Source organism: Alishewanella sp. SMS8 (assembly GCF_030737935.1).
GTDB lineage: Bacteria > Pseudomonadota > Gammaproteobacteria > Enterobacterales > Alteromonadaceae > Alishewanella > Alishewanella maricola.
Window position 1 is genome coordinate 1555085 of the sequence record NZ_JAPJEA010000001.1, and the last position, 14278, is coordinate 1569362.

Annotated in this window: 12 protein-coding genes; 6 read left to right on the forward strand and 6 right to left on the reverse strand. The window is 46.2% G+C overall.

The window, feature by feature from the left end; translation table 11 throughout:
* Positions 1-232: 232 nt before the first annotated feature.
* From ORJ01_RS07050 to ORJ01_RS07060, 3 genes are all read left to right on the forward strand, one after another.
* Complete coding sequence (locus ORJ01_RS07050) at positions 233-2257, forward strand: S9 family peptidase (protein WP_306177434.1); 2025 nt, start codon at positions 233-235, stop codon at positions 2255-2257.
* A 169-nt stretch (positions 2258-2426) separates the two neighbouring features.
* Entirely contained in the window at positions 2427-4259 is a 1833-nt protein-coding gene (locus ORJ01_RS07055; RefSeq protein ID WP_306177435.1) for an SLC13 family permease, read from the forward strand.
* A 9-nt stretch (positions 4260-4268) separates the two neighbouring features.
* Entirely contained in the window at positions 4269-4652 is a 384-nt protein-coding gene (locus tag ORJ01_RS07060; RefSeq protein WP_236129091.1) for a DUF4920 domain-containing protein, read from the forward strand.
* Positions 4653-4858: 206 nt separating this feature from the next.
* Here ORJ01_RS07060 and ORJ01_RS07065 read toward each other — a convergent pair whose 3' ends face one another.
* The 3 genes from ORJ01_RS07065 to ccoG are packed head-to-tail and all read right to left on the reverse strand — an operon-like array spanning position 4859 to position 7980.
* Complete coding sequence (locus ORJ01_RS07065; RefSeq protein ID WP_306177436.1) at positions 4859-5494, reverse strand: thiol:disulfide interchange protein DsbA/DsbL; 636 nt, start codon at positions 5492-5494, stop codon at positions 4859-4861.
* Between the two features lie 58 nt (positions 5495-5552).
* Complete coding sequence (locus tag ORJ01_RS07070) at positions 5553-6551, reverse strand: serine/threonine protein kinase (RefSeq protein WP_306177437.1); 999 nt, start codon at positions 6549-6551, stop codon at positions 5553-5555.
* Between the two features lies 1 nt (position 6552).
* Positions 6553-7980, reverse strand: a complete 1428-nt coding sequence (gene ccoG / locus ORJ01_RS07075; RefSeq protein WP_306177438.1) for a cytochrome c oxidase accessory protein CcoG — start codon at positions 7978-7980, stop codon at positions 6553-6555.
* A gap of 179 nt (positions 7981-8159) precedes the next feature.
* On the opposite strand from ccoG, the gene ORJ01_RS07080 reads away from it, so the two are divergent.
* Both ORJ01_RS07080 and ORJ01_RS07085 read left to right on the forward strand, forming a co-directional pair.
* Positions 8160-8522, forward strand: coding sequence for a hypothetical protein (locus ORJ01_RS07080; RefSeq protein ID WP_226750607.1), 363 nt, complete (start codon positions 8160-8162; stop codon positions 8520-8522).
* Between the two features lie 12 nt (positions 8523-8534).
* Positions 8535-8957: a DUF3010 family protein gene (locus ORJ01_RS07085; protein ID WP_306177439.1), complete on the forward strand. Its 423-nt coding sequence runs from the start codon at positions 8535-8537 to the stop codon at positions 8955-8957.
* 23 nt (positions 8958-8980) lie between these two features.
* On the opposite strand, the gene ORJ01_RS07090 is transcribed toward ORJ01_RS07085, so the two are convergent.
* The 3 genes from ORJ01_RS07090 to ORJ01_RS07100 all read right to left on the reverse strand — a co-directional run bounded on the left by ORJ01_RS07090 (position 8981) and on the right by ORJ01_RS07100 (position 12251).
* Positions 8981-9286: a ribbon-helix-helix protein, CopG family gene (locus ORJ01_RS07090; RefSeq protein WP_226750609.1), complete on the reverse strand. Its 306-nt coding sequence runs from the start codon at positions 9284-9286 to the stop codon at positions 8981-8983.
* The gene (locus tag ORJ01_RS07095) at positions 9273-9971 is read right to left on the reverse strand and encodes an AAA family ATPase (protein ID WP_226750610.1); all 699 of its coding nucleotides are present in this window, start codon (positions 9969-9971) and stop codon (positions 9273-9275) included. Before ORJ01_RS07095 ends, ORJ01_RS07090 begins: the two co-directional genes overlap by 14 nt.
* Positions 9972-10241: 270 nt before the next feature.
* A complete protein-coding gene (locus ORJ01_RS07100) occupies positions 10242-12251 on the reverse strand; it encodes a DNA topoisomerase III (RefSeq protein WP_306177440.1) in 2010 nt (669 codons plus the stop codon).
* A gap of 311 nt (positions 12252-12562) precedes the next feature.
* On the opposite strand from ORJ01_RS07100, the gene ORJ01_RS07105 reads away from it, so the two are divergent.
* Positions 12563-14257: a hypothetical protein gene (locus ORJ01_RS07105; RefSeq protein WP_306177441.1), complete on the forward strand. Its 1695-nt coding sequence runs from the start codon at positions 12563-12565 to the stop codon at positions 14255-14257.
* Positions 14258-14278: the final 21 nt, after the last annotated feature.

The following is a 14278-nucleotide window of genomic DNA, read 5'->3' on the forward strand; positions in this document are numbered from 1 at the left end:
GCCTTAGTTCTTGCGGCAGAACGCCTTAACCTAGTAAGGCTTTGTGCTACTATTCTAACGGTAAAGTTTCATAAAAATAACCTAATAATACGGTAATGCCGATCAGTAAGCATGACCGGTTTACTTTAAATCAACCCTGACAGGCCATGCATGATTATGGCATGTGGATATGAGCAAACCGCGTTTTATAAAAAACCAAACTGATCGGCATTCAATAATACGGAGTCTTACGATGAAAAAATTCGTGTTGCTGTGTTTGTTTTGGCCACTGTTAGCCCTGGCTAACCCGGCTGAAGATAACAGCTTAAGTGTAGAGCGGTTATGGCAATTAGAGCGCATTGGCACTCCGGTTGCCTCCGCCGATGGCAGTATGATTGTCGCGCCCGTGACCCGCTATGATGTACCCGCCGATCAAGGCCATACCCGGCTTTGGCTATTTAGCGCCGATGGTAAAATGCAACGCCCCATTACCGCTGAAGGCCTGCGTGCCAGCGAAGCCACCTTTTCGCCAGATGGTAAAACTTTGGCTTTTATCAGCCAACGGCATAAAGACGATGCCGGGCAAATTTATCTGTTACCCCTTACCAGCCCCGGCGAAGCACAGCGTTTAACACAAGTACCTACCGGCGTTTATGGTATGAAATGGGTCGGGGAGCACCTGTATTTTGTTAGCCGTATTTGGCCAGGCAAAACCTGGGAAGAAATGAGCGGCGAGCTAAAAGCCAATAAAGAGAAAAAAGTGTCAGCGTGGCAGTGGAATGCGCTGCCTTATTCGCAGTTTGACCATTGGATAGATGAAAATCGCCAAGCGCATGTTTTCCGTATTCCTGCTAAAGGCGGGGAAGTAGAAGCTATCACCCAAAAAATCGGCATCGAATTACCGCGCTCTAGCCAAAGCGCCAGCAGCTACGACATAGATGCGCAAGAGCGCTATATCGCCTTTAATGCCAATGGCTCCAGCAATACTGTTGACCCGAAAATTGATTTATTTTTAGCGGCCATCGGTAGCGATAAAGCTGACAACATTACACCGGATAACCAAGCCCCCGATGCGAACCCCAGCTTTAGTCCTGATGGCAAAAGCTTGGCCTTTAGCCGCCAGCGTATTCAGGGTTTTTATGCCGATACCGCACGTTTAATGGTGTACGACCTAGCGAAGAAAACCACCCGAGAACTCACCACTGAGTGGGATCGTTCGGTGAATGACTTTGTTTGGGCCGCAGACAGTAAAGGCTTTTACGCCAGCGTCGACGATGCTGCCACCCGCCGTTTATTTTATGTCGATGCCAAGAATGGCAAGCCACGCGCCATTACCAAAAACACCAGCTTTGGTAGCCCAGTATTAGCGGGTAAAAATACCCTAGTCACCACCAACGACAGCTTTATGTATCCAGCTCGCCTGGTAAAAGTAGATGTGCGCTCGGGTAATACCACGCGTTTGGATAGCTTTAATGATGAATTACTTTCAAAAACAAACTTAGGCACCTATGAATCGGTAACCTATAAAGGTGCTGAAGGCCAAGATATCCAAATGTGGGTGCATTACCCACCGGGCTTTGATAAGAGCAAAAAGTATCCCTTCTTTATGCTGATCCACGGCGGCCCGCACAATGCCATTGGCGATAGCTTTAGCTACCGCTGGAATGCACAAACCTTTGCTTCTTGGGGCTATGTTACGGCCTGGCCTAACTTCCATGGATCTAGCAGTTTTGGCCAAGACTTTGCCGATGCCATTAACCCCGATTGGCGCACGAAACCCTTAGCCGATATTCAAGCCGCGACAGCGTGGTTCCAGCAACAACCCTGGATTGATACCGAGCGAATGGTGGCCGGTGGCGCCAGCTACGGTGGTTACTTAAGTGCTATCTTGTTAGGTACTGAACATCCGTATAAAGCGCTGCTGATCCATGCCGCGGTATACAACATGTATTCGCAAATGGCGGCAGACTTTGCTGTACATTCAACCCGCTTTGGCAATTTCTGGGACAAACCAGAGATATACAAAAGTATTTCGCCGCATTATTTTGCCGGTAACTTTAATACGCCAACCTTAGTTATCCATGGCCAGTTAGATTATCGGGTGCCGGTTGGGCAAGGCTTTGAATTATTCCGCACCTTGCAAAGCCGTGGCGTGGAATCGCGAATGATTTACTTCCCCGATGAAAACCACTGGATCTTAAAACCAAACAACTCCATCTATTGGTATAACCAAGTGAAAGATTGGATGACCCAGTTCGCCGAGCCCGGCGCGCGTTAATCCCTCCCAGCACGCAGCACGCGCTGCGTGCTGCAATTTTTCTCTCGGCATCCAAACTAAAGGCCGACTTTTCAACTCTTTAGCTGTTACTTCTACCCATTAACGCCTAGTATAGAGAAAGAGCGGTTATTCGACAGTGGCTTTGCCCCTGTCTGGTACAGGAACCTTTATGACGCTTGACCAGTTACTGATTTTTTTGATCCTTGGCATCACCATAGTACTGTTTGTTTGGGATCGTTGGCGACACGACATTGTGGCGCTGTTTAGCCTACTAGCCTGCGTTTTGGTAGGTTTGATCCCTGCAGAACTAGCCTTTAATGGCTTTGGTCACCCCGCGGTGATTACCGTTGCCTGTGTATTGGTCTTAAGCCAAGCACTGCAAACGACTGGCGCGATTGATGTCTTAGCACACAAAGTTTTACCCTCTAATGCAGGGCCAACACTCACTATTACCGCTTTAACCGCGTTTGCGGCGGTGTTGTCCGGCTTTATGAATAACGTTGGCGTATTAGCGTTATTGATGCCGATGGCCATTCCGCTTGCCAGCCGCATTAATCTGGCACCCGGCCAAGTATTAATGCCACTGGCCTTTGGCTCGATGCTTGGCGGTATGACGACGCTTATTGGTACCCCCCCGAACTTGATCATTTCCAGCTTTAGAGCCGAAGTACATGGCCAAGGCTTTGCCATGTTTGACTTTGCGGGGCCGGGCATCGCGGTGACACTAGCAGGCGTGTTATTTATCGGTTTATTAGGTTGGCGCTTGGTGCCGGTAAGGCAACGGGCTGATCTCAGTAGCTTTGAAACCAGCAAATATTTAACGGAAGTTAGGATCAAAGCGAGTAGTAAATTCTGTGGTAGCCGCTTACGTGAGCTCGAGCGCAGTTTAGATGAACTCGATTCACAAGTAGTGGGTATAGTTCGAAACAAGTACCGGGAGCATGTTCCTTCTAGCTCTTATCAACTAAAAGAAAACGATATTTTAGTGATTGAAGCCGAACCAGAAACACTGGGTAAATTGTTGTCGAGCTTAGAATTAGCGCTGGAAGATAGCGCCGATACGCAGCTGCAAAAAGAACAAGATAAAGCATTAGCCAAAAGCCAAACCGATATTCCCCCCTCTAAAGAAAAAACCTTAGTCAGCCCTGACGTCAGTTTGATTGAGCTAACACTGTTACCCAACTCCGATCTTATTGGCCGCACCGCCGTGCAAATTCAAATGCGCCGGCGCTTTAATATTCACTTGTTAGCGTTATCACGCCACGGTAATCGCTCAGTTAAACGGGTACGCCGTACTCGGTTTCAAGCCGGGGATGTGATCTTAATGCAAGGCAACAGCCAAGCCTTACAAAACTTCGCTACCGATTTTGGCTGTGTGCCTTTGGCTGAGCGGCAAATTCAGGTGCCGGATAAACGCAAAACCTTACTGGCCAGTGGCTTTATGCTCGCAGCCGTACTGTCGGCTTCGGTAGGATTATTACCGGCCGCCGTGGCTTTTGCTACCGGCATGTTGTTGATCATGGCCTTTCATGTGATTCCGTTGCGCAAGGTCTATAGTGCGATTGATTGGCCGGTGATCGTGTTATTAGGCTGTTTAATCCCCGTTGCCGGGGCCATGAGTTCGACGGGTGCAGGGGATTTATTAGCCGTAAGTATGCTCGATTTAGTCGGTAAAGCAGACCCACAGCTAACGGTAATCAGCTTATTAATCCTCACTATTGTTCTAACGTCCTTTCTAAATAATGCCGCCACAGCCGCGATGATGTGCCCCATTGCAATCAGTTTGGCCACACAACTTGACGTAAACCCCGATACGCTGCTGATGACTATTGCTATCGGTGCTTCTTGCGCCTTTTTAACCCCTATTGGCCATCAAAATAATACCTTGATTTTAGGCCCGGGTGGTTTTAGCTTTACAGATTACTGGCAGCTTGGTTTGCCGATGCAAATTGTTGTTCTTGTCGTCGGTGTGCCGGCATTATTGTTCTTTTGGCCTTTGTAGGAAGAAACCATGAAAGCACTTTTCAGCTTAGCGTCACTTTGTTTTGCGGCCAGTTTATCTGCAGCCACTACCTTTGGTGAGAACCTTGATAAAACCGCATTGACCAGTGTAGCCTCGGTATTAGCATCGCCTGCCACCTATCTTGATAAAGAAATTACCATTGCAGGTACTGTCACCGCCGTTTGTACCAAAATGCATTGCTGGATGACACTCGCAAGCGATGAGGCAGAGTCTCGCTTTCGCATCAAAGTAAAAGATGGCGATATGGTGTTTCCATTAAGCGCGAAAGGCAAAACGGCTTATGCAAAAGGTATCGTTAAAGTTTGGCCACAAGCTGAAGGTAAAGCGGAGGCTTATCAGTTAGTCCCTACGGGTGTTGAGATTGCAGATTAAGCGTATAGAAAAGGGCCAGCATGCTGTAATGACGATCAGTTTAGTATTTAGCATGACACGGTTTGCTCACATCAACACGCCATGAATCATCCCTGAGGCTCGATTCCGGCCGTCCATGGCCTTCAACGGTTGATTTAGAGCAAACAGGTCATGCTTAACTGACTTGCATTATCAGCATGCAGGCCCTTTTTATTAGCAAGATATAACTAGTCTTTCTTTAATAAAAACTCGATAAGGTTTTGCATATCTGTTTGCAGATTGCGTTGATCTAAGTTTTGATTATTGATTTTATATTTACCGTTAACAACCAACATTGGCACACCCGTTAGAACACGGCTTTCACTTAATTGTTCTTGCTCACGTGCCATTTGGCCTACCGCTCCGCGCACTGGGAAGCTGCGCATGGCTTTATCAAAGGCTTCTGCATCAATGTCATTAATCAGCGCCAGGCTGCGCACATCGTCTTCTGCCCGAAATGGTACGCGGCTTTTATGAATTTGATTAAAAATAGCTGTGGCCATTTCATCGCCTTTACCTAGGTTTTTAGCAGAGACATAAGCACGCGCTAAGGCATTTTGAACTTCAGGTGAAGCGGCGCGGATAAAGTCGACGTGTGATTTTTTGAACTCGGTACCGGCAGGTAAGTTTTTCGATAAACTCTGGGCAATCGGCTCAAAAGCGTAACAACCACCACAATAGAAAGAAAAGTATTCTTTCACTTCTGGCTTAGCTGTTTTTTGTTCTGATATCACTTCGTAATGCTTGCCTTCTTCGTAATTGTTGGCGAATGCCGACAAGGGTAACAAGACGGCAGCGACGGCTGCTACTAACCACTTTTTCATTATTTACCTCTGTTTAGTCATACTGCGGGGTCATTTTGCGCACTAGCTTAGCAAATTGTTAATAGTCTGGCACTAAGCTTAAAGGGGGTTGCTGTAATAATGACAGTTGCTCTTTTAGCGCCAGATACTGCTGTTCCCAGTATTTGTCTGTACCAAACCATGGAAAGTTCATCACAAAAGCTTGATCTTCCCAACGCCGTGCTAACCATGCCATATAATGGATCATACGCATAGCGCGTAATGGCTCGATCAGTTTTAACTCGGCCGGATCAAATTCACAATACTGTTCGTACTCTTCTAGCATTAACTCAAGGGTAAAACGCTGCTGTTGCCGATCACCGGACAGCATCATCCAAATATCCTGCATCGCCGGCCCCATGCGACAATCATCTAAATCGACAAAAAACGGGCCATTGCTTGTGTAAAAGAGATTACCCGCATGACAATCACCATGCAGCCGGATCAGCTGAGCGGGCCGATATTGTCGACTGGCTTCGGCAATCACCTGCGCTAAGGCGCTGTCAAAGGCCGGCCGCAGATAAGTGGGTATTAAACTTAAGTTGGCTAATACTTGCTGGCTTTCAATTAAATGACTTTCGACGGTTAAGGTGGGGCGTTCACGAAAAGGTTGCTGGCGGCCAACCTGGTGCATCCGACCTAAAAACCGCCCCAGCATAGCCAATTGCTCATCATTGTCGATTTCTAAAGTACGGCCACCACGACTTGGAAAAACCGCAAATAAAAAGCCCTGATAATGCAATAAACTACTGCCAGCAAAACGAAGCGGCGCCACTATGGGGATGTCGGCGTCGACTAAGGCAAAAGCATATTGATGTTCTTCCTCAATCTGCGCCGCGGTCCAACGCTCTGGTCGGTAAAACTTAACCACCAGTTTTTCGGGCTGTGCGGCACCATCACGATAAGCACTAAATTGATAAACGCGATTCTCATAACTGTTTAGTGCCAACAGACCAGTGCTAACATCGAAACCATAATGGTACAACGCATCTAATATCAGGTCGGGCTGCAGCGTTGAAAAATCAAATCGCTGCGTCAACTCAACGCCCGGCAAAGAATTTATTCTCCTGAGAAATCGTTAACTCGGGTTGTGCTGCATCCGTCACGGTAAAGCTAACGTCTAACACCGGCTTCTTCGCATAATAAGGGTCTAAAGCGAGGCTTATCACCACGTTACGGCTTTCTCCCCCGGCTAATATCACTTCGGTATCACCAATCCATTTTAACTGTTCAATGCCCATAACCGACAAGTTCAGCGTTTTTGGTTGCTGCGATTTATTGATAATACTGAGGGTATAGGTATTTTCAATTAAGCCTTCTGGCGTTTCACGATACAAGGCTCCACGATCGCGGATGATGTCGAGCTCCAACGGCTTGCGGATGGCTAAATTCACGACAAAGGCCACACACACCAAGATCAACACGAAGAAGTAACCCAGTAGTTTCGGCCGGAACACTTTCGCCGGTTTACCTTGTAAGGTGTGTTCAGTGGTGTAACTGATCAGGCCTTTGGGATAGCCCATTTTTGTCATCGTATCGTCACAGGCATCGATACAAGCCCCGCAATTAATGCATTCGTATTGCAAGCCGTTGCGAATATCGATGCCCGTAGGGCAGACATGCACGCACAGGTTACAGTCGATACAATCGCCTAAGCCCTTTTCTTTATAATCGGTATCTTTGCGGCTTCGAGGTCCACGGTTTTCTCCACGCGCTTCATCATAGGTGACGGTAAAAGTGTCTTTATCAAACATCGCTGATTGAAAGCGCGCATAAGGGCAAATGTGCGTACACATAATTTCGCGCATCCAGCCGGCATTACCATAGGTGCAAAAAGTAAAAAACAGTACTGACACCACCGCCCAAAACCCGGCTTGCAGTGTAAAGAAATTAAGGAATAGTGGGCCAATCGGCGTAAAGTAACCGACAAAAATTAATGAGGTAAACAATGCAAAAGCCAACCAACAAAAATGCGTTAGGGCTTTCTTCCAAAACTTATTAAAACTCATCGGCGCCTGATCAAGCTTCATGCGCTGATTACGCGTGCCTTGGATCTTCTCTTCAAACCACATAAAGGTAAAAGTCCACACCGATTGCGGACAAAGATAACCACACCAGACCCGCCCATAAAAGGTTGTCACAAAAAACAACGCATAAGCGGCAATCACAAAAATCCAGGCTAATAAGGTAAAGTCTTGTGGCCACAGGGTTAAGGCAAAAATATTAAATTTTTGCTCACCAATATCCAACAAGATGGCTTGCTGACCATGATATGGGATCCATGGCAAAAGAAAAAACAACGACATAAAGATAAAGCCCATATTACGACGCAGGCTTTGGTGTAATCCCTTCACCGAACGAATATAGATCCGATCGCGTGAAGCATATTTCGTTGTGGTATCAGCGGCAGGTCGATGAATTTTCACTTCAACCGGTATGTTTTTCACGTCAATTTTTTGCTTATCCACTGGTCTTCCTCAACAATAACATGGCACTGGGTGACAACTGGTGATGGCCTCAGTATATCAGGCTCTTACCGAAATTATTTGACATAAAATAAGCTAGCGCCATATATCACAACACTTTAATGCGAAAGCGTTTGAATTCCGCTAGAATGAGGCATCGCTTGCAATTATAAGCCTTAACTATGAAGAAGTTTTTTTGGTTTGCCTTTATTATCTTACTTTTAATCACTTTTTCTGGCAGAGAGCCACTTAAAACCTACCGAGATATGTTTTTTAACAAGGTAGAGTCTGTGGTGTCTGAAAGCTGGCAGCAGGAAGATCGTGGAGTGATTGCGGTACAGCGCGAATTTACCGCCTTAACTGAAAACCTTGGGGTTGGCCAACAAAAATTACTAAACAATGCGGCAGCCAGTCGCAGCAGTATTTTGGAATATCGGCAAACCTACTGCGTAAACCAAGAATTTAATTCTTTGCTTTTTGGTGAGGTGCAGCAAAAAAGCTGCCGCATTATCGAAAAACATTTAAACCAATTACAAGATAACTAACAGGAAATTGCCATGCGCGTCTGCGGGATCGAAATAAAAGGCAGTGAAGCCATTTTATGTTTAATGAATTTAGAAGACGGCTTATTTGATCTTCCGGAATGTCGGGTTAATCGAATCGCGCTGAGCCAAGATCAACAAGCTGAAAGCGTACAAAAATTTCAATTTGCGATAAAAAAACTGGTCGAAGATTATAAAATTGAGCATCTGATCATTAAAGAACGGCCACAAAAGGGTAAATTTGCGGGCGGTGCGGTAGGGTTTAAAATTGAAGCGGCAATTCAATTAATTCCCACTTGTCCCACCACCATTTTGTCGGGTGCGGCAGTAAAAGATCGCATTAAACGTCATCCTTTACCTGTAGATTTTAAATCAACCGGCCTAAAAGTTTTTCAAGAAACGGCTTATGTAACTGCCTACGCGTTTTTAGTTAACTAACTCACAAAACACTGGTGGAATCGTTAGTCTTTTTTTGATGTTGTGGGTTTTAAGCGCGCCAAATCAATTTGCACTGACTGCGTGGCGCGTTTAATTAAGGTGCGGATCAGTTTCGATTTAGATTCACCGGTTAATTCACTTAACTCGGCTAAGGCGGCAATCGCCTCTTCGCTTAACGTAAAAGTAGCATGGCGCATCGGCAGTTTAGCCGTTTCATCCTCGTCTGGTAATAGTTGCCGCAAGCTGACAATTTGCGGCAGCCCCAGGGCATAATTATTTGCATCATCAATAAACTCTTCAGTGGTAAAACTGGGTTTATTTGACGGCAAAGACTTTTTCTTCAGGTCGCTTAGCGCCATCTTGTTGTATCGCCCTCATGGATAGCAATTCTTCAATAATCGATTTCATTTCCGAGGCTGCTTTACCTTCATTATCCACATCCATTACCGATAAGCCTTTTTCTTCGCTATCGTCATAAATGTTGCGACTGTAAGTAATGTTGTCGAGCACACGTAAATTAAAGCTCTTACAGACCTCTTTTGCATCTAAAATGCGCCCAGCTTGATTAGGTAGTGACGGACACTGGGTTAAAACACAACCCACAATCATCTCTGGATTAACTACATTACAGGCACTGACCAAATCTTCAAGGTGTTCAAGTGTTTTTAAATCGCGGCGCTTCGGTCTTAGTGGAAATAATACATGACTGGCCACCACCATCGCTGAACGTAAAGCCACACTGTCTTGGCCGCCACAATCCACCACAACCACATCGTAATGCATTTCTAAGCTTTTCAGCTCATAACGAATTTTGCCATACATTTGCACACAATTCAGCCAAGGTAATTCTGGATTCATGTGTCGCTCTTGCACCCAATCCGACGTGGTACGTTGCGGATCGCAATCAACCAACATCACATTAGCATTTTTCTCGCGGGAAAAGTACACAGCAATATTCTGTGCAAGACAACTTTTGCCGCTGCCACCTTTTTCACCACCAACTAACAAAATCATTTGTGCACCCTCTCTGTTGTACAACAGCGCTGGCTGTTTGATCTGCCATGACACAATTAAAGTGTAGGCAATCTTTGCAATATAGCTAGTGCCAGCCTTTTCAGCGCTGCACTGTTACGGTTATCTAGCTCTATTTATAGCCTAGTGCATCCTTCATGTTAGCGACACCTGAATTAGCGCTGTTGTGCAAAAGCCTTGTTTTACTGTGCTTTATTAGTAAACAGCCTAAGCGGCTATAACTCTTTTGGGTTAGGTTGTTACTGCGGTTTTTTATTGGCTGCTGCGACGAGACCGAGTGCTGCCGGCCGCTTTTTTGGGTGAGGTTGTTTTACTTGCTGCTTTGCTGCTGGTTTTCTTGGCGGCAAATTTAGCTCGGCCGGTTTTACTGCGGCTAAAGCGGTTTTGACCCAGCCCTTTTAATCCGGAAAACTGCCCATGTTGCTGGCTTACCTCACTAATTAGCTCAATTAAGCCATGTTGTAACGGTTGCATAAACTGATCGTAGCGCAAGCGTTTTTCACAAATCGCTTCAAGCTGCGCTTCCCAGTGTGCCGTCATATCGGGCACGACCATGCGCTGCGGCAAACTTTGAATTAATTGCCGTCCAATGGGTGTGGCGTGGATCTCTTTACCTTGTTTCGTTAAAAACTGTCGTTTAAACAGCAATTCAATAATGCCCGCTCGCGTGGCTTCAGTACCTAAACCGTCAGTATCGCGTAGCACTTTTTTTATTTCTGGATCGGTAACATAACGCGCAATGCCGGTCATGGCTGCCAGTAAACTAGCGTCGGTAAAATGCTTCGGCGGGCTGGTTTGCTTCTCATCCAGTTGCCCTTCAACACAATTAACCTGATCGCCCTGCTGCACTGCCGGCAAGGCTGTACTGAATTCATTCGTCTCTTCGTCAGTTGAACCGGAACGTGCAAGTAAGGCCTTCCAGCCCAGATCGACGGTCGATTTTTGCTTGGCGACAAATAACCCCCCGGCAACTTCAGTATCAATTTGATGCTCGCTATAACGAAACGCCGGATAAAACTGCATTAAATATTGTCGGGCAATTAACTCATAAATATGTCGCTCATCTAGCGAAAGACGCTGCACATCCAGCACCCGCTCGGTAGGTATAATGGCATGGTGCGCCCCTACCTTGCTGTCATTCCAAGCCTTACTTTTTAAGTTTAAATCTGCTGTTTTCAAGGCCTCACTTAATGGCGAACTACTGCTGGCAATCGCTTGGCTTACCTTTTGCCGCTCAGCATAGTGACCCGCCGGTAAATAACGACAATCAGAACGCGGATAGGTAATTAGCTTATGGCGTTCATACAATTGCTGACAAATATCTAAGGTTTTTTGCGCGTTTAAATTAAAGCGTTTAGACGCATCAATTTGTAATGAGGATAAATTGTAAGGCAAGGGTGCAGCCTGGCTTTTTTGTTCGCGTTTCACGGCTTTAACTTGGCCCGTTTGGCCCCTCACCTTTGCTAACACGGTGTCAGCCAACTTTTTCAGTAACACCCGGCCATCTTCATCCATGTAAGGCTCGCAGGCGGCACTCGGTTGCCACTTTGCCTTAAATTGCTCACCACTGCGGGTTTGCAGCGTTATCCACACCTCATAAAAGGGTTTCGTTACAAAGTGTTCAATCTCTAGATCGCGGTGCACCACTAACCCCAACACCGGCGTTTGCACACGGCCGATCGACAACACGCCCTGATAACCATGCTCTTGGCCTAGTAAGGTACATAGCCGTGTCATATTAATACCATACAACCAATCGGCCCTTGCCCGCGCTAAGGCTGAAGTGGCTAACGGAATAAAATCAGTGTTTTGGCGCAAATCCTTTAAGGCTTTGCTGATCGCCGCCGGATTCATGTCATTCACTAAACAGCGCTTGGTGGCCGCACGCTTGGCTTGACTGATCCCCGCATAATTAATCACTTCATCCACCAAAATTTGCCCGACACGATCCGGATCGCCCATATTCACTAACACATCGGCTTCTTTGATCAGTTTTTTAACCACATTAAATTGCTGGCGGGTTTGCGACTTAACGTGTTGTTTCCATTCTATTGGAATAATTGGCAGGTGGGCTTTGCGCCAACTTTTGTAATCGGCATTGTAGGCTTCAGGTTCTGCCTGTTCCAGTAAATGACCAATACACCAAGTCACCACATCGCCATTGGCGGCTTTAATAAAGCCATCGCCTTTTTGCTGTGGTTTGGGGAGCACATCGGCTACGGCACGGCCAACGCTGGGCTTTTCTGCAATGTATAAAATCATCAGACAAAACACTGTACAAATAATCAGTTAATTTACCTTGCCTAACATTAAATAGCAAAAACTTGTGACACTGACTAATACCTAAGGATTATATTGATGTTTAAAACCACAATTTTGACCGTTAACTTAACTCGCCAAATAAAAATTAAAATGAATTATTTTAGTTACTTAGAGGCTTTAATATTTAAAAAGCAATCGCAGCATAATTATTGAGTAGATCGACATTGCTGACAACTTGGCTATTTTCTAAGCTGTCAACATGGGTTTCTTGCCTACCCTGGTTTTGTTGCTTCGCTATGAGGGCGTAGAAAATGTCGCAATATACTGATGTTAAAAGAATTTGTGATGATCTAGAAAGTACCGGTAAAACCGTGTCGCTAGATTATGTTTTGTCTAAAGTGTCTGACGCACAAGCAACGGTGATAGCACACTATAAAAAGTGGCGATACGAGCAAGCTCAACAGCGACAGCTTGAGCAAGCGCCAATACTCAGTGACGATTTTATGCAAGCGTTTTTGCGTGAAACCGAGCGACAAGGCGCGCAACAAACGGCACAGTTGCAAAAACAATTAGCCGAAGCACTGCAAGGTGAAGTGGTTGCGGTTGAGCACTTACAACAGGCACAGCAGCAATGGCAGCAGTTGGAACAGCGTAAAACGGCTTTAGAGCAAACATTGCACAGCCAACAACAGAAACTGACCACACAGGCAGAACACTTTGCCAGCCTGCAACAAGAACGCACCGCTTTGCAACAACAACTGGGCCAGTTAGAACAACAACTGAGCAAGGCAACGGAGCAACTAACCGCCAGCCAAGCGGCCGTGGCCGCCGCCAATGCTCAAGCCTCTGAGCACGCAACCGCTCTCGCCTCAAAGCAAGCACAGCTTAACGACACCGAGCAGCAATTGTCTGAGTTACAACAACAGTATCAACAACAACAGCAGTTAATTGCTCAATTAGAGGAAAAGCAGGCGGCACAGCAACAACTGGCTGAGCAATTAAGCACAGCTCAAACGCAACTCGAAGTACTTGAAACAACGTTGCAGCAGACTAAAAGCGCACAGCAAGACACCGAGCAAGCGTTAAGTGCAGCGCAAAACGCGGTGGCGCAGTATCAACAAGAGCAACAGCATTTTTCTGAGCTACAGGCCGAGTATGATGCCTTACAACAACGATTGACAGAGCAGCAACGCCAACACTTTGAAATGAAAAAACAGATCCATCAGCAACTGGCCGAATATTCCGAGCAATGTGCTGAACTCAGCTCTGAGCGCGATACGCTGTTGAGTCAGATACGCCGTCAAAAAACCACAGCAGAGCCATCTGCATTAGCCGACAGCATTCAGTTACAGCAAGAATTAAAACAACTGCAGCAACAGCACCAAGACTTACTACAACAACTGGCCATGCCACAACACAGTGCCGCCGAGCAGGCCACGGCAACAGAAAACCTTCAGTTACAGCAAGAATTGCAACAACTGCAGCAACAGCACCAAGACTTACTGCAACAACTGGCCTCGCCACAACACAGTGCCACCGAGCAGGCAACGCAAAGCGAGCAACTCAGTGCGTTAACAGCAGAGCGGGATGAGGCGCTAGCCATTAATGCAGCACAAGCGGATCAACTGCATAACGTGCAACACGAATTAGCCGAATTAAAAGCCTTGTTGCAACCGAATAACCCTGAACAATGCGACAATGTGGAACAATTACGCGCTCATTTAGCATTGTTGAAACATCAAAATAGCATTACCTCGCAACATCAGGCCGAGCAACGCGAAACGATCAAACAGTTACGGGAAGAATTAGCACAACAGCGCGAGGCGGTGCAGCAAATTCAACTAGAACGCTTTCAATTTAATAAACAGAAAGTGCAATTTGAAGAACAAGTGAATTTTGTGAAGAGCAATTCAGCCGCAACCATCGAGCGTTTAACACGCTATCGTGAACAAGCACAGGAGCGTATTGCGCAACTAGAACGGAAACTACAGGAATGTGGCTGTTAAGCGGCGGTGTTTAGCAACGTT

Coding starts and splice junctions, on each gene's coding strand:
- ORJ01_RS07085 (WP_306177439.1), top strand. CDS start 8,535: ATGCGCGTCTGCGGGATCGAAATAAAAGGCAGTGAAGCCATTTTATGT.
- ORJ01_RS07060 (WP_236129091.1), top strand. CDS start 4,269: ATGAAAGCACTTTTCAGCTTAGCGTCACTTTGTTTTGCGGCCAGTTTA.
- ORJ01_RS07100 (WP_306177440.1), bottom strand. CDS start 12,251: ATGATTTTATACATTGCAGAAAAGCCCAGCGTTGGCCGTGCCGTAGCC.
- ORJ01_RS07065 (WP_306177436.1), bottom strand. CDS start 5,494: ATGAAAAAGTGGTTAGTAGCAGCCGTCGCTGCCGTCTTGTTACCCTTG.
- ORJ01_RS07055 (WP_306177435.1), top strand. CDS start 2,427: ATGACGCTTGACCAGTTACTGATTTTTTTGATCCTTGGCATCACCATA.
- ORJ01_RS07095 (WP_226750610.1), bottom strand. CDS start 9,971: ATGATTTTGTTAGTTGGTGGTGAAAAAGGTGGCAGCGGCAAAAGTTGT.
- ORJ01_RS07105 (WP_306177441.1), top strand. CDS start 12,563: ATGTCGCAATATACTGATGTTAAAAGAATTTGTGATGATCTAGAAAGT.
- ORJ01_RS07050 (WP_306177434.1), top strand. CDS start 233: ATGAAAAAATTCGTGTTGCTGTGTTTGTTTTGGCCACTGTTAGCCCTG.
- ORJ01_RS07080 (WP_226750607.1), top strand. CDS start 8,160: ATGAAGAAGTTTTTTTGGTTTGCCTTTATTATCTTACTTTTAATCACT.